We start from the raw sequence: 16989 nt of genomic DNA, 5'->3' as shown, positions 1-16989 counted from the left end.
GGGGCCGGGGGATTGAGGGCACCGCCTGCAACGCTTTCGGGTCAGCGGACGGTGAGTGTGAACACTCCGCTGTAGGTGGCGTCGGCAGTCGCCGTGGCGGGGATCCACCAGCGGAACTGGGTGGCGCCGCGCTTGTTCCAGGGGAAGGCGAGGATGCCTCGGCCGGCGTACAAGGTCTTGTACGAGACGCCCTGCCAGGCGCCGGACGCGTTCTTGAACTGCAGCGCCGCCTTCTGGGTGCCCGCGGGGTCGACCCAGAGGTACGCCTGGGGCTGGGTGCCCAGGTTGATCACCGGGTTGATGAACTTCGCCGAGACCACGCGGGTGGTGGCCCGGACCGACTTGCTGTCGCCGGTGCCGCCGTACCAGGCGATGTTGCCGTCGGTGGTGTTCAGGCGGATCACCCGGTACTCGCGGTGGCCCGGGTTGGTCAGGACGGCGGTGTACTTGCCCTGGGCGTCGGTCCTGGTCGAGCCGGCGGTGGTCCACGCGGCGGTCGCCGAGGTGCGCTGCTGGATGACCACGGTCTGGTTCGACAGCGGCAGCGGGTCCTCGTTGCAGCTCGGCGGGCGGCCGGACTCGAACAGGGTCGCGCCGGTCAGGACGCCGGTCAGCGTGGTCTTCTCGCCGACCTTCGTCGCGGCCGGGCCGGTCATTGTGATGGTCTTGGTGGCGCCGACGTTGATGAACGGTCCCTGCTGGGCGCCCCACTCGTTGTCGACGATCATCCACAGGTTGTAGACGTGGCCCGGGTTCGGCACCGTGCCGGTCGGGGTGGTGGTCTGCGGCAGGTTGACCGCGTCGCAGCCCGGGATGCTCGGGTCGTCGGTGTACTCCCGCCGCTGCGGCGCGTAGCTGTAGACCTTCGGCAGATCGAGCGGGTCGCCCGGCGTACCGTCGATCGAGGTGTCCGGCCCGGCTGTCCAGCGCAGCGACCCGTTGGCCTCGAACGACGTCGTGGTCGGGCGGCCGCCGTAGTTGAACCGGTCGAAGTAGTCCGTCCGGCCGCTCGTCCCGGAGCCGTCGCTGACCTCGATGAACACCTTGTCGTTCGGGTCGCCGCTGACCCCCAGGTCCGCCGAGTCGACGATGTATTCGTTCGGCTGCGCCGCCGTGGTGTGCCCGAACTCGTTGCCACCTTCGTTGGCATCGGTACGCAGCACGATCGTGTTGGCCGCCGGCGCCGACTCGTTCCAGGTGATCCTGAGATTCGTGTGCTCGGAGTTCACCCAGGCGACCTGCACGTTCGTGACCGCGGCGGCCCGCACCGGCGCGGCCGACGCCACCTGCCCGCCCAGCCCGGTGACCAGCACCGCCGCCCCGGCGAGCGCGATCGATCTCTTCAGCATGCTCGTCCTCTCTCTGTACCAGGCACGATGCACGCCCGGGACGGAAAGTTGCGGCTCACCGCACGGTGAGCGAGAACGTCCCGCTGTACGTCGCGTCGGCGGCCGGCGTCGCGGGAACCCACCAGCGGAACTGGGTCGTGCCGCGCTTGTTCCAGGGGAAGGCGAGGATGCCTCGGCCGGCGTACAAGGTGTTGTACGAGACGCCCTGCCAGGCGCCGGACGCGTTCTTGAACTGCAGCGCCGCCTTCTGCGTGCCGGCCGGATCGACCCAGAGGTAGGCCTGCGGTTGGGTGCCGAGGTTGACGGTCGACTGGATGAACTTCGCCGACACCACGCGGGTGGTCGCGCGGACGGACTCGCTGCCACCGACCAGGCCGTAGGCCGCCGAGTCGGCCTGGATCGTGTCGAGCCGGATCACCCGATACTCGCGGTGACCGGGGTTCTTCACGACGGCGGTGTACTTGCCGTCGTTGCCGGTCCTGGTCGTACCGACCGTGGTCCACGGCGCGGTCGGTGCCGTGCGTTGCTGGATCACCACGGGCTGGTTCAAGACCGGCTCGGTGACCTCTTCACAGGCCGGCGGATGGCCCGACTCGTACAGGTAGGACCCGGTCATCAGCCCGGTGAGCGTGGTGGTCCCGCCGAACGGCGTCGCGGCCGGACCTCCGATCGAGATGGACTTGGTGTACCCGACCGGCACGTAGCTGTACGACGCCTTGCCCCACTCGTTGACGACGTCGAGGAACAGGTCGTACGCCTGGCCCGGGTTCGGCGCCGTTCCGGTCGGGGCGCTGGACCTCGGCAGCTCGGTGTCCTCGCAGTCGTAGGTGCCGACCGGGTCGTTGTCGACCCGCTGACGCGGCGCGTAGGTGTAGGCCTTCGGCAGGTCGAGCGGATCGTTCGGCGTACCGTCGACACTCGTGTCGGGCGCCATCGTCCACTGCAGCCTGCCGTCGGCGGTGAAGGCGAGCCGCACCGATCCCCCGCCGTAGTTGAACCGGTCGAAGTCCACCGACCGGCCCTTCGCGCCGGAGGCGTCCGCGACCTCGATCCAGACCTTGTCGTTCGGGTCGGTGCTGTTGAAGATGCTGTCCGACCTGACCAGATACTCGTTCGGCTGTGCGGCCGTGGTCGTCCCGAAGACGTTCCCGCCGCTGCCGTTGGTCAGCGTCAGCGTGTTCGCGGCGGGCGTGGTCTCGGTCCACGTGATCTTGATGGTGTCGTGCTGCGCGTCGGCCCAGGCGATCGTGACCGGCCCGACCGCGGCCGGCGCCGCGGGCGCGGGTAAGGCCTGCATCGAGAGCAGCAGGGTGAGAGCCAGCGTTCGTTTCAGCATCGGTGATCCCCTGGTTCAGCGGACGGTGAGGGTGAAGGTGCTGCTGGCAGTCCCCGCGATCGGCCCGGAGGCCGGCACCACCCAGCGGAACTGGGTGACACCGCGCTTGTTCCACGGGAAGGCGATCAGCCCGCGACCGGCGTACAAGGTCTTGTAGCTGACGCCCTGCCAGGCGCCCGACGCGTTCTTGAACTGCAGCGCCGCCTTCTGCGAGCCGGCCGGATCGACCCAGAGGTAAGCCTGCGGCTGGGTGCCCAGGGCAACCACCGGGTTGACGAACTCGGCCGAGACGACGCGCGTGGTGGAGCCGACGGACTGGATGAAACTGTCGGCGCCGAACATCGACTGCTTCCCGGGGTCCGGGCCGCTGACCGCCACCACGCGGTACTCCCGCGGGCCCGGGTTGCGGAAGGTCGCGACGTAGTTGCCGTCGTTGCCGGTCCGGGTCGTCCCGACGACCGTCCAGGGCGCGGTCGGGGACGTGCGCTGGTGGACGAGGAGGGCGGTCTGTGCGAGGGGCCAGCGGCGCGAGTCACAGGTCTGCGGCATCCACTCGATGAACATCCCGTGCTCGTCGACGTGCCCGGTCAGCGTGGTCGTTCCGCCGTACGGCGTCGCGGCCGGAGCGGTCACCTGAAGGTCGGGGACGACGTTGACGGCTCGCGAGGCGTAGTCGAACTGCCACGTCCCCCACTCGTTCTTCGGCCTGACCCTCAGCTCGAACGGCGCGCCGGGCTTCGAGATCACACCGGTCGGCTCCGCGCTGTCCGCGGTCGAGGTCTCGGTGCAGGTCGAGCTCCACACCTCGGGTGCCGGGTCGATCGCCCGGCTGACCACGTAGCTGTACCGGTCCGGCAGGTCCAGCGGATCGTTCGGCGTGGTGTCGACGCTGGTGTCGGGCCGCAGCGTCCACCGCAGCTGGTCGTACGCCGGGAACGACATCTCGATCCCACGGCCGGGATAAACGTAGGTGTCGAATGCGACCGAGACCGCTTCGGTGCCGTCGGTTCCGGTGACCGTGACGTGCAGACTCTGCCCGGCCGAGGTTTTGGGAAAGTCGACGGCGTTCAGGACCAGCTGGTTGGGCTGCGCGGCGGTCGTCCTCCCCAGCTCAGCGGTCTCGATCGAGACGGTGTTGGCCATCGCGGTCGTCTCGGTCCAGGTGATCCGGACCTTGGTGTGCGTGGCGTCGGACCAGGCGATCGTGACCGGCCCGATCCCCGTCCCGGCGGCGTACGCCGGGACGGGGACGGCGACGGGTGCGGCCAGCAGCAGCGCCAGGCCGAGCGTTCGTTTCAGCATCTGTCCCCCAGGGTGGTCTCACCAAGCACGATGCGTGACCCGGCCGAAAGGTTCAGCGCACGGTGAGCGTGAAGATCCCGCTGTACGTCGCGTCGGCGGTCGCCGTCGCCGGGACCCACCAGCGGAACTGGGTCGCGCCGCGCTTGTTCCACGGGAAGGCGACCAGCCCGCGGCCGGCGTACAGGGTCTTGTACGTCAGCCCCTGCCACGCACCCGAAGCGTTCTTGAACTGCAGCGCCGCCTGCTGCGAACCCGCCGGGTCGACCCACAGGTACGCCTGCGGCTGGGTGCCGAGGTCGACGACCGGCTGGATGAACTTCGCCGACACCACCCGCGTCGTGGCGCGGACCGCCTTGGTGGCGCTGTCGCCGCCGAACAGAGTGTGGCCGGCGACGGCCTGACCGGCAACGACCACGCGGTACTCACGGTGCCCGGGGTTCCGGAAGGTCGCCGAGTACCTACCGGTGTTGTCGGTCCTGGTGCTGCCGACCACGGTCCACGGCGCCGTCGGTGACGTGCGCTGATGGACGATGACGGGCGTGAGCGCCGCCGCGTTCTCGTACGCCGTGCAGCTCGGCGGGTGCCCGCTCACGTCCAGGCCGCTGACCTTCACCTGTCCGGCCAGGGTGGTGGTTCCGCCCAGCGGCGAGGTGGCGGGCGCCGCGATCGTGACGCCGCTGGTGAGGTCGATCAGGTCCCAGGTGCCGTTCGTCGAGGAACCCCACTCGTTCTGGGCGTGGATCGAGAGCGAGATCGGTGTGCTCGGCCGGGCGAGCACACCGTTCGGGACCGGGCTGGTCGTGGTCGGGAGCGGCGTGCACTCCGCGTCGTAGTGCTCCGGGTCGTCGAAACGCGTCTCGACCCGGTAGGTGTAGTTCGGGGGCAGGTCGAGCGGGTCGTTCGGCGTACCGTCGACGCTGGTGTCGCCCGGTACGGACCACGCCAGGCGGTCGTACGACGGGAAGCTCAGCGCCGCCCGCTGAGGCGCGTAGACGTAGGCGTCGAAGTCGACCGATCGCGCCGTGACACCACCCGGGCCGCTGACGGTGACGTAGTGCTTGCCGTCGGCATTCGTCTGCGGGAAGCGGTCGACCGGCACCAGGACCTCGTCGGGCTGGGCCGCGGTCGTCGTGCCGATCGGGTTGTCGATCCAGGTCGCCAGGTCGACGGTGTTGGCGACCGGGGTGGATTCGGTCCAGGTGATCCGGACCTTGGTGTGGGTGGCGTCGGACCAGGCGATCTTCACGTCGCTGATCGGTGCCGCGGCGGAAGCTGTCGTGGGGAGCATCCAGGAGGCCGCGAGCAGGACGGCAGCGGTGGGGAGGGTTCTGTTCACGTACAGCTCGATGCATCGGATGCCGATGAAGTTGCGTCGGGTACCGTTCCGGACGTGACTGGTGTGCCGCCGCAACCGACGCTGACCGACGGGGACCTGACGCTGCGGCCGTGGCGCGAGGAGGACATCGACGTCGCGCACGGCCTGGCCGACGACCAGATGGTCCGCTGGTTCGACCTCGCCGGGACGCCGCCGCGGTCCGATCTGGCCGACGCCGTCGAGGCGTCCCGCCGGGCGTACGCCGACGACCGGTCGGTGGTCAGCTTCGTGGTCGAGCTCGCGGGTGAGCGTGGCCCGGTCGGCACCGTCGAGGTCCGGCGGGTCTCGCCGGGGGTCGGCGCGGTCACCTGGACGACGTACAAGCCGTACCGCGGGCGGCAGGTCGCGCGCCGCGCGGTCCGGGTGCTGGTGGTCTACGCGTTCGGCGAGCTCGGGCTGGACCGGCTGCAGGTGCAGGTCGACCCGGAGAACCGGGCCGCGGCGCGGGTCGCGATCCGCTCCGGTTTCCGGCGCGAGGGGCTGCTGCGCGGCGGCGGCGTACTGCAGGGTGAGCGGCGGGATCTGGCTGTCTACGGGCTGCGCCGCGACGACCCGCGGGCGGACACGCTGTCGGGCTGGACCGCGCTGATGGACTCGGTGCTGCCGAAGAAGCGGGTGATCGCGCACGTCGTCGTCCGGGATCCGGCTGGGCGCGTGCTGTTGTGCAAGGTGAGCTACAAGAAGGACCTCGAGCTGCCCGGCGGCGTCATCGAGCCGGACGAGGACCCGCTGACCGGCGCCCGGCGCGAGATGGAGGAGGAGCTCGGGACCGCGCTGCCGGTGCACGGGGTGCTCGCGATCGACTGGCTGCCGCGCTGGGAGGGCTGGGGCGACGCGATCGAGATCCTGTACGACGGCGGGGTGGTCGATGCGTCGCTGATTTCCTCGCTGCAGCCTGACGGTTTCGAGATCCTCGGGCTGGACTGGTACGCCGCCGAGGAGCTGGCCGGGCTGGTGTCGCCGCTCAACGCGCGGCGGCTGCCGGTGCTGCTGGCGGAGCCGGACCGGCTGCACAACCTGCGCGACGGTTCGGCGTACTGATCAGCGGTCGAGCATCGCCCGTCGGCGGGTGACCACGGCCGCCGCGGGGAGCAGGATGATCGCGGCGATGACCAGGAGGAAGGCGCCGACCCCGACCGCTTCCTTGTCGTAGCCGAGGATCGGGCTGCCGACACCGACGACGAGCCCGCCGAGCAGGAGCGCGATCAGGCCCTTCTCGAGCAGCAGCGTGGTCGCGACGCCGAGCCAGGCGGTCAGTACGGCGATGACGATCGTCCAGAAGGCGAGGAGCTGGACGTCTCCCCACAGGTACTGGTCCGTGCTGGGGACGATGCCGTCGTCCTCGGGCAGCAGCCCGCCGAGCGCGAACGTGCCGGCCACCACCGGGACCGTCACGGCGAGCGCGACCAGGCCGGCCGTGGCCAGCTCGCCGAGGTACGTCCGCAGGCCCGTCCAGCGGGTGTCACCGGTCACCACGATGCCCAGCACGAACGTGCACAGCGCCAGGAAGATCGCCAGCGGCGGCAGCAGGTCGACGAACAGGTGGTCGCGATCCTGGTCGCTGGTGACGATCAGCAGCAGTACGACGGCGAGCGTCGCCAGTACGCCGAGCAGACCGGCCGCGACCGACCGGCCGGTGAACGCGCGCTTCACTTCACCATGCGCAGGCTGAGGGGGTAGCGGTAGTCACGGCCGTCCGAGGCGGCCATCGTGGCGCGGATGATCACGACCACGGCCGCGACCGCGCCGATCGCGACGATCGGGAGCACTATCAGAACGCCGAGGCCGAAGGTGATCAGGATCAGGATCCCGGCGACGACGCCGTAGATCAGCAGCGACAGCTGGAAGTTCAGCGACTCGACCGCGTGCCGGCGGACCACTTCCGAGCGGTACCGGAAGATCAGCCAGATCACCAGCGGGCAGAGGAACCCCATCGCGAACCAGGCCGCGATGAACACGCCGACGTGGGCGAGCATGCTCCACGTCTTCTCCTCCGACGGCGACAGCGGCACGCCCTGCCCCTGCGAATAGCTCATACCCCAGTCAAGCACCGGGCTGTGGGCGCGGCAACGACAGTGCGGACTTCTTCCGGAGCAGGAAGCGTTGCTCGGCACCGTTCGCGGTCAGGGCGATCGCCGCGTCGTACGCCGTGACCGCCTCCTCGCGGCGGCCCAGGCGGGCCAGCACGTCCGCGCGGGTCGCGGGCAGGTAGGCGTACGCCTTCAGCGCCGATTCCTTGCCCAGGGCATCCAACTCGCCGAGCACCTCGGCCAGGTCGGCGCCCGGGACCAGGCTCTGCGCCGCCGCGCGGTTGAGCGCGACGATCGGCGACGGCCAGTCGACCAGCATCGCGTCGTACATCCGTACGACCTGCACCCAGTCGGTCCGCTCCCAGCTCGCCGCCGTCACGTGCAGGCCGGCAACCGCCGCCTGCAAGGCGAATCTGCCCGGTCGCGCTCGTTGTCTGAGCGCTGCGGTCGCGCGGCTGACGCCCTCGGCCAGCATCTTGATGTCCCAGCGCGAGCGGTCCTGATCGGCGAGCAGGACCAGCTCGCCGTCCTCGCTCACCCGCGCGTCACCGCGGGCCTGGGTCATGAGCAGCAGCGCGAGCAGTGCCTCCGGCTCGGGCTCGTCCGGCATCAAGCGCACGAGTAGCTGCGCCAGCTCGATCGCCCGGCCGGTGAGATCGGCGCGCGTCAACTCCGGCCCGGCTGCGACGTGGCCGGCGGTGTAGACCAGTTGCACGACGGTCAGTACGACGTCCAGACGGCTCGCGAGCTCGTCGTCGGCGGGGATGCGGTACGGGATGCCTGCGGCGGCGATCTTCTTCTTGGCGCGGGTGATGCGCGCTGCTGCTGTCGCCTCGCTGATCAGGAGGCCGGCGGCGACCTCTCTCGTCGTCAGTCCGCAGATCAGGCGGAGCGTCAGCGCGACCTGCGAGTCGCGGGCCAGGGCTGGGTGGCAGCAGGTGAAGACCAGCCGGAGCGGGTCGGTCGGTTGTTCGCCGGGCTCCTCGATGAGCAGCGGGAGCTTGCGCCTGAGCGTCGTCTCGCGGCGCAGCTTGTCGAGGGCGAGGCGCTTGCTGACGGTGGTGAGCCAGCCGGCCGGGTTGTCGGGGATCTGCTCGGGCCAGGTCCTGAGCGCCCGGAGGAACGCTTCCTGGGCGCAGTCCTCGGCGAGATCGAGGTCCCGGGTGACACGCACGGTCGAGGCCAGCACCACCGACCAGCACTCCCGGTGCGCTGCCTCGACCCGCTCGGCGACCACCCGAGCACTTGCTCCCACGCTCGACCTCCTCCCGTACGCCGTACGCCGTCTCGCTGCCGCTCCCCCCGGCCCGCTCCCGCTCTCCCGGCCTCGCTCCCGCTCCCGCCCCGGCTGGTGGGGTCTCCTCCCGGAGACCCCACCCACCGAACTACGCCGGCGGCTCGGCGCCGTCCGAGGTGTCCATCACCGGACGCACCTCGATGTTGCCCGACGGGACCAGCTTGGCCAGCGCGAGCGCCTGGTCCAGGTCCTTGGCGTCGACCAGGTAGAACCCGCCGAGCGCCTCCTTGGTCTCGATGAACGGCCCGTCGGTGACGAGCGGCTCCCCCTCCCCCTTCTTCACCGTGCTCGCCGTCGACGACGGCAGCAGCGCGGCACCGCCGACGATCGACGCACCGGCCGCCTCGACCGCCGCGGCGAACTCGTTGTGCAGCTTCATCTGGCTCTGCCACTCCTCGGGCGTCACCTGGTCGTACCACTCCTCGGAGTCGAAGAGCATGAACATGTACTGCGCCATCACGGGCTCCCTCGTCTAGGGCTTCTGCTGACATCTTGCTGACGATCGCGCCCGGGCGGAATCGACAAACCGATCCGGCAACTTTGCGTGCGGATCACGTGACCCGCCGTACTGCGCCGCCGCGCCGGGTGGCCTATTGTTGACGAGGTACTCAACAAGCCCCAGGAGGTACCGCCCGTGGAGCACCTGGACGTCCTGATCGTCGGCGCCGGCCTGTCCGGCATCGGCGCGGCGTACCGCCTGCAGACCCAGAGCCCCGACCGCTCGTACGCCGTACTGGAGGCGCGCGACGACCTCGGCGGCACCTGGGACCTGTTCCGCTACCCCGGGATCCGGTCGGACTCCGACATGTTCACGCTCGGCTTCCCGTTCCACCCGTGGACCGCGGCGAAGGCGATCGCGGACGGGCCGTCGATCCTCTCCTACCTGCACGAGACGGCGTCGGCGTACGGGATCACCGAGAAGATCCGCTTCGGGCGGCGGGTGGTGTCGGCGTCGTGGTCGAGCGACGAGGCGCGCTGGACGGTCGAGACGTCCGGCGAGTCGTACACGTGCAACTTCCTGTACGTCTGCAGCGGGTACTACGACTACGACCGCGGGTACGTCGTCGACTTCCCGGGCCTTTCGGCTTTCGCGGGTCGCGTGGTGCATCCGCAGCACTGGCCGGACGATCTCGACTACACCGGCAAACGCGTCGTCGTGATCGGCAGCGGGGCGACCGCGGTGACGCTGGTCCCCGCCATGGCCGGACAGGCCGAGCACGTGACGATGCTGCAGCGGTCGCCGTCGTACATCGCCTCGCGGCCGGCGCATGACGCGGTGTCGGACCGGTTGCGTTCGCTGCTGCCGGAGCGGCTGGCGCATCGGGTGATCCGGGGGAAGAACGTCGCGTTCAGTTCTCTGGCGTACGGCGCGTTCCGGCGGTTTCCCGCGCAGGCGACGCGGTTCCTGAACCAGGCGGCCGCTCGGCAGCTGCCTGCCTCGATTCCTGCTGATCCGCATTTCGTGCCCCGGTACAAGCCGTGGGACCAGCGGCTGTGCCTCGTCCCTGACTCCGACCTGTTCCGCGCGCTCCGCTCCGGTGGTGCCTCGATCGCGACGGACGAGATCGAGACCTTCACGCCCGACGGCATTCAGCTCCGCTCCGGCGAGCACCTGCCCGCCGACGTCGTGGTCACCGCCACCGGGCTCCAGATGGTTGCCCTAGGCAAGATCGCGGTGACCGTCGACGGGCGGGCAGTGTCGGTCGGCGAGACGTTCGTCTACCGCGGCATGATGCTCAGCGGCGTCCCGAACCTGGCCTGGTGCATCGGCTACACGAACAACTCGTGGACACTGCGCTCGGATCTCACGTCGCAGTACGTCTGCCGGTTGCTCAACCACATGGCCCGGACGGGGACACGGATCTGCCGGCCGGAGATCCCCGCCGAGGAGCTGACGAAGCCGGCTCGCCCGGTGGTGGACCTGACCTCCGGCTACATCCGCCGGGCTGCCGATCTGTTACCCCGGCAGGGCACCACCGGCCCGTGGCGCCTCCGCCAGAACTACCCCCGCGACCTCGTTTCCCTCCGCTTCGGTCGCCTGACCAACCCAGATCTGCACTTCACCTAGGAGCTGGACCCACGTACCTTGCAGCAGGCCGAATGACCTTGCCCTCCTCGGCCTGCTCCAGGATGTTCGCGGTCCACCCGATCACCCGGCTGGTCGCGAACGTCGGCGTGAACATCGACCGCGGCAACCCGCACAACTCCATCACCACCCCCGCGTAGAACTCCACGTTCGCGTACAGATTCCGCCCGGGCTTCAGCTCGGCCAGCACGTCGACTACCGTCTGCTCGACGGTCACCGCGAAGTCGACCAGCTCCCCACCCATCCCCCGCGCGATCTCCCGCAGCATCAACGACCGCGGATCATCCGTCCGGTACACCGCATGCCCGAACCCCATGATCCGATCCCCTTTGGCGACCCTCTCGCGAACCCACGCGTCCGCTCGCTCCGGCGTCCCGATCTCGTCCAAGCTCGCGAGCGCCCGATCCGGCGCCCCACCGTGCAACGGCCCCGAGAACGCGCCCAACGCCCCCGCGACCGCCGACACCACATCCGCGCCGGTCGACGCGATCACCCGCGCAGTGAACGTCGACGCGTTGAACCCGTGATCAACCGTCGCGATCAAATAGCTCTCGATCGCCGCCACCTGCTGCGCCGACGGCTCCACCCCGGTCACCAGGTACAGCCAGTTCGCCGCCGCCCCCAGATCGTCCCGCGGCTCCAGCGGCTCCTCCCCCTGCCGCAGCCGGTGCAGCGCCGCCAGAATCGTCGGTGTCACCGCGCAGACCAGCATCGCGTCAGCCTTACGCCGTACCGGATCGACGTCCCACAACGCCGGTAGATCCCGAGCCGCCGCCAGCACCGACAAGGCAGTCCGCAGCCCAGCCAACGGCTTCTCCACCACCCCCGCGGCCGCGACCGCCGGCAGAATCCCCCGCACCTCATCCGGCAACACCCGCAGCGGCGCCACCTCACCCACGAATCGAGCCCGCTCCTCCGTCGACGGCAACCGCCCCTCGAGCATCAAGAACCAGACGTCCTCGACGGTCTTGCTCCGCGCCAACTCCACCGCGGAGTACTCCCGGTAGTGATAGAACCCCTCGTCCCCCCGAACATCCCCCAGCTCGGTCTCGGTCACCACAACGTTCCGCAACCCCGGCGGCACCTCGAAGAGTTGATCCACATTGATAGACATAGATTCAAATTGATCTCTGGATCCACTATTGTCAACGTTGATCAAGTCAACATGAGCCGCACCGGGAGCGCACCGTGCCGGATCCGAGTGACGAGCATTACCTCACCACCGCCGAGGTCGCCGCCCGCCTGAAGGTGAAACCCGAGACCATCTACGCCTACGTCAGCCGAGGCCTCCTGACCAGCACCCGAGCCCGAGGCCGCCGCGGCAGCCTCTTCCTCGCCGCCGACGTAGCCCGCCTGGCCGACCGCACCGTCGACCACCCCGGCGCCATCGAACGCATCGAAACCCAGCTGACCCACATCACCGACAACGACCTCTACTACCGAGGCCACCAAGTCAGAGGCCTCCTGAAGACCCACACCGTCGAATCGGTAGCCACCCTCCTCTGGACAGGCACCTCCCAGCCCGACATGCCGGGCAGCTCTGCGGTGCAGCCGGGCCGCTCCTCGCCTTCCACACCCGCTCCCTTCCCCACCCCGCCCGACCAGGTCAGCCTGGCCCGCCAGGCCATCGCCGCCGCACCCCCGACCGCCCGCCTCACCGACAAGCTGCGCATCGCGGTCGCCGTACTGGGCGCCGGCGACCCCCTTCGCTACGACCTCTCCCCCGAATCAGTCACCCGCACCGCCCGAAACCTCCTGGGCACCCTGACCGCTGCCCTCCCCGGCCCCGACCCCGAGGCCCCTCGAACCTTCGGTGCCCGCCTGGCCCCAAAGCTCTCTCAGATCGTCTCCCCACAACTGCCCGCGTCCGCCTCGCCGGCCCCCACCTCCCGCGCGGCAGCGCAGAGCCCAGCGGCATCACTCCCCGACCTGCTCGACGCGGCCGTCATCCTCCTCGCCGACCACGGCCTCGCCGTCTCCACCATCGCCGCCCGCGTCGCCGCCAGCAGCCGCGCCAACCTGTACGCCGTCATCTCCGCCGGCCTCGGCGCACTCGACGGCCACCTCCACGGCGCCGCCCCCACCCTCGCGTACGAGTTCCTCGCCCGAGCCCTCGACGACCCGACGAAGGCCCTCTCCGACCAACTCCGCTCCGGCGACCCCACCCCCGGCTTCGGCCACAAGATCTACCAACAACGCGACCCACGCGCCGAGGCCCTCCTGCAGATGCTCGGCGACCACCCAGTGATCGAAACCATCGAGCACCTCACAGCCCAAGTCCCCAGCTTCCCCAACTCGGATCTCGCCCTGGCGGCGATCCTCCACGCGTACGACCTCCCCGCCGAAGCCGGCGAGGCCCTCTTCGCCATAGCCCGCATGATCGGCTGGACCGCCCACGCCCTGGAGGAGTACGCCGCCCCACCCCTCCGCTTCCGAGCCCTGGGCGTCTACACCGGCCCCGAAACCACCTAAGACGCGCTACGCGCCAACGCCTCCGCGACGGCGTACTGATTGCCATCCGCCGAGCGGCTCCGACCTTGCACATCAGCGACGGCCCAAATGAACACCACCATACGAATCCGGTCGTCAGACTGACCCGAGGAGCATCCCGCCGTGACATCCCTCATCCAGCGGCTGTTGCCGGTGGACGTGAGGCTGGGCCTGGTGCCGGCCGAGGTTCCACTCGAGCCATCGGCAGCAGCGCACCGGTCAGCCGGTGGGACAGGTGGGGTCGGGGGTTCTGTTGCCGGTGGAGGTCGGGCTGAGGTGTTGCTGGGCCCGGTGGCGGCCGAGGTTCCATTCGAGCCAGTCGTTCTTGGTGCGGTCGTAGCCGGAGAGGGCGCAGTGGGCTACTGGGGTGGGGAGTTCGGCGAGGACCGGGACGGCGTCGTCGGACAGGCTTTGCAGGTACCACCAGTCGACCTTGCCGGTGGTGGTGTAGCGGTCGACGTTGTGCTTGGCGATCCAGGCGTCGGGGTTGATTGCTGCTAGCAACAGCAGGGCGGTCGCGCCGCTGAGGATCGCGGCGCGTGGGAGCCAGCCGGTCTTGCGGACGACGCCGCTGATCATCACGCCGATGACTAGCAGGCCGAGCCAGCCTTCGAAGACGTCGACGAGGAGGCGGAGCTCGGTGAAACCGTAGGCCTGCTGGTACACGTGCATGCGGTAGAGCGCCGAGGCGACGACGACGAGGGTGAGCGCGCAGAGCAGGCCGAGGGAGGCGCGGAGCCAGGCGACGTCGGCGGGCGTCGTACGGGGGGCTTTGCGGGCGGCGGCCCAGACGACCAGGAGGGTGAGGGCGGTGGCGACGGTCAGTTGCCCGAAGCCCTGGTGGACGTACTCGGCGTACGTGAGGCCGGTGATGCGTTCGAGGTAGTCGTGGCCGCCGAAGATGACGGTGGCCTGCGCGGCGAGGAAGACGAGGAAGACGCCGTCGACGAGCAGGACGGGGGCGAGCCACTCGTAGCGGCGGGCGACCGGGCGGGGGGTGCCGGCGTTGGCTTCGACGTTCGGGGGGTTGAGGCCGAGGTACGTCGCTGCCAGGACTACGCCGCCGACGGCGATCGTGATGAAGGCGCGGAGGACGAAGGTGTCGAGCTCGAGGTCGGGGACGAGCGCGCCGGCCCACTCGCCGAACACCGCGTCGGCGGAGGAGAAGAGCAGACCGAAGACGAGTACGCCGAGGGCGGAGATCGCGATGGTGCGGACGAGTGCGGCGTTGGCGCGGACGCTGCCGACTGTGCGGGCCGAGCGGCCGAGCCATGGGAGGCCGCGGAGGCCGGCGAGGGGCCAGGAGATGCCGGCGAGCACGAACGCGGGGACGCTGCGGCCGTTTACGAGTGCGGTCATGCAGAGGGCGCCGCCGGCGAGCAGGCAGAGGACGGTGATCCACTCGGCGTCGCGGATCATGACTGTTGCTGCGAGCAACAAGCAGAGGGCGGCGCAGGTGAGGGTGAAGCGCGAGCGGCGGTTGACGCTGAAGGTGAGGATGACGGCGCCGGCGGCGATGAGGACGAGGAAGGTCCCGAGGCCGAGATCGCGGAAGGGGAGGATGACGCCGGCGAGCAGGCCGACGCCGAGGCACCAGAGGAGGGCGGGGAGGTTGCCGGGGAGGTTCTTGTCGGGCCAGAACTTGCCGAAGAGGAGGTCCATGCCGGACTCCGGGGGGCGGGCCGTGGGATTGGTGGGTTTCGGGCGTGGGGCTGTGACGACAGCTGAGGAACCAGACGAGGTAGCCGCGGAGGAGATGGACGGCGTACCAGCAGATGCAGCGGGCGGCGTACTGGCGGAAGCTGCAGGCGGCGTACCAGCGGCAGTCGCGGGCGGGGTACTCGGTTTGTCTGCGGGCTTCTTCGGGTCGGTGGGCATTGGGCGGGCCTGGGCCTTTCCTGCGGGTCTCGGGTTGGTGGGGAGGTCGGCGCGGACTCGGGCGCCGGGGTGGGTGGGGTCGGGGTCGACGAAATGGATGGTGCCGCCGTGGAGGTCGGTGACCCAGCGGGCGATCGCCAAGCCGAGGCCGGTGCCGCCGCCGCCGTCGGTTTCGGCGAGGGTGCCGAAGCGTTCGAAGACGCGGTCGCGGTCGGCGGCGGGGATGCCGGGGCCGTCGTCGGCGACCTCCAGGCGCCAGGCCTCGTCACGACGCGGTCCGGCGGCGCCGGCGGTCGGCAGCTGCTCGGCGGTGATGCGGACCTCGCCGCCTGCGGGGCTGTGCCGGGAGGCGTTGTCGAGGAGGTTGGCGATCAGTTGCTGGAGGCGGGCGGGGTCGGCGGCGACGGTGAGGGTCGTGGGGGTCACTTGTACGGCGTACCGGACCTGGCGGCCGGTGACTCGCGCCTCGGCAACGGCCTTGTCGAGAAGGGTTTGGATGGGGATCTGGGTGGTGGTGAGGGGCGCTTTGCCGGCGTCGACTCGGGCCAGGTCGAGGAGGTCGGAGGCCAGCGCGGAGAGGCGTTCGGCCTGGTCGAGGGCTGTGCGGAGGGCGACCGGGTCGGGCTCGGCTACGCCGTCGACGAGGTTCTCCAGTACGGCGCAGAGTGCGGCGAGGGGGGTGCGGAGTTCGTGGCTGACGTTGGCGACGAGCTCGCGGCGCTGGCGGTCGACGGCCGCGAGGTCCTCGGCCATGCGGTTGAAGGCCCGGCCGAGTTCGCCGACCTCGTCGCTGGAGGAGGCGGTGACGCGGGTCGAGTAGTCGCCGCGGGCCATGCTGCGGGCGGCGGCAGTCATCTCGCGGAGGGGGGAGGTCATGCCGACGGCTAGGAGTTGGGTGACCGCGAGGGCGAGCGCGACGGTGACGGGGATGCTGAGCCAGACGGGGACGCTGCCGACCGCGCCGACCGCGGCGAGGACGGAGGCGAGGATCGTGCTGACGGCGACGAGGAGGCCGAGTTTGGTTTTGACGGAACGGATCTGATCGAGAGGCGCGTTGCGCAAGGGAGCTTCGGAGTGCTCGGTGCGGCTCACGGCGTACCACCTGGTTCGAGGGCGTAGCCCGTTCCGTGGACCGTGCGGATCTTCTCGGTGCCGATCTTGGATCTGAGGGCCTTGACGTGGCTGTCGACCGTGCGGGTGCCGGAGGCGCCGGGCCAGCCCCAGACTTCGGCGTACAGATTGTCTCGGGTGAGGACGGCGCCAGGGGTTCGCGCCAGGCAGATCAGCAGGTCGAACTCGGTCGGTGTCAGATGAACCTCGGAGTCGGCGACCCAGACGCGACGGGCGGCGGCGTCGATGCGGAGGTCGCCCAGGTCGGGGGTGTCGTCGGGGCGGCTCGCCAGTTCGGCGGCGCGTTCAACGCGGCGGAGCAGGGCGGCGACCCGGGCGACCAGCTCGCGCATGCGAAACGGCTTGGTGAGGTAGTCGTCGGCGCCCACCCCGAGGCCGATCAGGATGTCGACCTCGTCGTCGCGGGCGGTCAGCATCAGGACCGGGACCGGGCGCGCTGCCTGGATCCGGCGGCAGACCTCATGGCCGTCGAACCCAGGCAGCATCACGTCCAGCACCACGAGATCGGGCTGCGACGCGTCGTACTGCGTCACCGCACCTGGTCCGTCCCAGGCCTGTACGACGTCGTACCCGGATCCCCGCAGCCGGTCAGCGACCGCCTGGTTGATGACCGGCTCGTCCTCGACGACGAGGATCCGGGGGCCCGCTCCGTTGACTGGCATGCTGCGAGCCTAGGAGCCCGATCGGTCAGGAACCGGGGACGACTCGTGAAGGT

At 70.1% G+C, this 16989-nt stretch carries 14 protein-coding genes; 3 read left to right on the top strand and 11 right to left on the bottom strand.

The window, feature by feature from the left end; genetic code table 11:
* Positions 1-41 precede the first annotated feature (41 nt).
* Genes ACZ6Z4_RS32340 through ACZ6Z4_RS32325 form a run of 4 tightly spaced genes read right to left on the bottom strand, consistent with a single transcriptional unit; the run spans position 42 to position 5323 of the window.
* A complete protein-coding gene (locus ACZ6Z4_RS32340; RefSeq protein WP_465573236.1) occupies positions 42-1349 on the bottom strand; it encodes a hypothetical protein in 1308 nt (435 codons plus the stop codon).
* Between the two features lie 55 nt (positions 1350-1404).
* Entirely contained in the window at positions 1405-2685 is a 1281-nt protein-coding gene (locus ACZ6Z4_RS32335; protein WP_465573233.1) for a hypothetical protein, read from the bottom strand.
* Between the two features lie 15 nt (positions 2686-2700).
* The gene (locus ACZ6Z4_RS32330; RefSeq protein ID WP_465573230.1) at positions 2701-3987 is read right to left on the bottom strand and encodes a hypothetical protein; all 1287 of its coding nucleotides are present in this window, start codon (positions 3985-3987) and stop codon (positions 2701-2703) included.
* Positions 3988-4039: 52 nt separating this feature from the next.
* The gene (locus ACZ6Z4_RS32325; protein WP_465573227.1) at positions 4040-5323 is read right to left on the bottom strand and encodes a hypothetical protein; all 1284 of its coding nucleotides are present in this window, start codon (positions 5321-5323) and stop codon (positions 4040-4042) included.
* A gap of 54 nt (positions 5324-5377) precedes the next feature.
* Here ACZ6Z4_RS32325 and ACZ6Z4_RS32320 point away from each other — a divergent pair, with 54 nt between their 5' ends.
* Complete coding sequence (locus ACZ6Z4_RS32320) at positions 5378-6403, top strand: NUDIX hydrolase (RefSeq protein WP_465573223.1); 1026 nt, start codon at positions 5378-5380, stop codon at positions 6401-6403.
* On the opposite strand, the gene ACZ6Z4_RS32315 is transcribed toward ACZ6Z4_RS32320, so the two are convergent.
* The 4 genes from ACZ6Z4_RS32315 to ACZ6Z4_RS32300 all read right to left on the bottom strand — a co-directional run bounded on the left by ACZ6Z4_RS32315 (position 6404) and on the right by ACZ6Z4_RS32300 (position 9146).
* Positions 6404-7015 carry a hypothetical protein gene (locus ACZ6Z4_RS32315; protein WP_465573219.1) on the bottom strand — a complete coding sequence of 204 codons (612 nt, stop codon included), beginning with the start codon at positions 7013-7015 and terminating at the stop codon, positions 6404-6406.
* Positions 7012-7398 carry a DUF4870 domain-containing protein gene (locus ACZ6Z4_RS32310; protein WP_465573215.1) on the bottom strand — a complete coding sequence of 129 codons (387 nt, stop codon included), beginning with the start codon at positions 7396-7398 and terminating at the stop codon, positions 7012-7014. The genes ACZ6Z4_RS32315 and ACZ6Z4_RS32310 overlap by 4 nt, the downstream gene beginning before the upstream one ends.
* 7 nt (positions 7399-7405) lie before the next feature.
* Positions 7406-8647, bottom strand: a complete 1242-nt coding sequence (locus ACZ6Z4_RS32305) for an RNA polymerase sigma factor (protein ID WP_465573212.1) — start codon at positions 8645-8647, stop codon at positions 7406-7408.
* 130 nt (positions 8648-8777) lie between these two features.
* Positions 8778-9146 carry a YciI family protein gene (locus ACZ6Z4_RS32300; protein ID WP_363664587.1) on the bottom strand — a complete coding sequence of 123 codons (369 nt, stop codon included), beginning with the start codon at positions 9144-9146 and terminating at the stop codon, positions 8778-8780.
* A gap of 177 nt (positions 9147-9323) precedes the next feature.
* Between ACZ6Z4_RS32300 and ACZ6Z4_RS32295 the strand changes: the two genes are divergently transcribed.
* Complete coding sequence (locus ACZ6Z4_RS32295; protein ID WP_465573208.1) at positions 9324-10757, top strand: flavin-containing monooxygenase; 1434 nt, start codon at positions 9324-9326, stop codon at positions 10755-10757.
* Here ACZ6Z4_RS32295 and ACZ6Z4_RS32290 read toward each other — a convergent pair.
* Positions 10750-11889, bottom strand: a complete 1140-nt coding sequence (locus ACZ6Z4_RS32290) for a citrate/2-methylcitrate synthase (RefSeq protein ID WP_465573202.1) — start codon at positions 11887-11889, stop codon at positions 10750-10752. The two genes, ACZ6Z4_RS32295 and ACZ6Z4_RS32290, sit on opposite strands and share 8 nt — an antisense overlap.
* A 74-nt stretch (positions 11890-11963) precedes the next feature.
* On the opposite strand from ACZ6Z4_RS32290, the gene ACZ6Z4_RS32285 reads away from it, so the two are divergent.
* Positions 11964-13247 carry a citrate/2-methylcitrate synthase gene (locus tag ACZ6Z4_RS32285; protein ID WP_465573200.1) on the top strand — a complete coding sequence of 428 codons (1284 nt, stop codon included), beginning with the start codon at positions 11964-11966 and terminating at the stop codon, positions 13245-13247.
* Positions 13248-13484: 237 nt separating this feature from the next.
* Here the strand turns inward: ACZ6Z4_RS32285 and ACZ6Z4_RS32280 are convergent, their stop codons facing one another.
* Together ACZ6Z4_RS32280 and ACZ6Z4_RS32275 are read right to left on the bottom strand one after the other, a co-directional pair.
* Positions 13485-16235 carry a DUF4153 domain-containing protein gene (locus tag ACZ6Z4_RS32280; RefSeq protein ID WP_465573195.1) on the bottom strand — a complete coding sequence of 917 codons (2751 nt, stop codon included), beginning with the start codon at positions 16233-16235 and terminating at the stop codon, positions 13485-13487.
* Positions 16232-16936, bottom strand: coding sequence for a response regulator transcription factor (locus ACZ6Z4_RS32275; protein WP_465573192.1), 705 nt, complete (start codon positions 16934-16936; stop codon positions 16232-16234). Before ACZ6Z4_RS32275 ends, ACZ6Z4_RS32280 begins: the two co-directional genes overlap by 4 nt.
* Positions 16937-16989: the final 53 nt, after the last annotated feature.

This window comes from Kribbella sp. NPDC104740, from assembly GCF_055583505.1.
The sequence above is the reverse complement of the archived record's forward strand: the minus strand, read 5'-3'. Positions and strand labels throughout refer to the sequence as shown.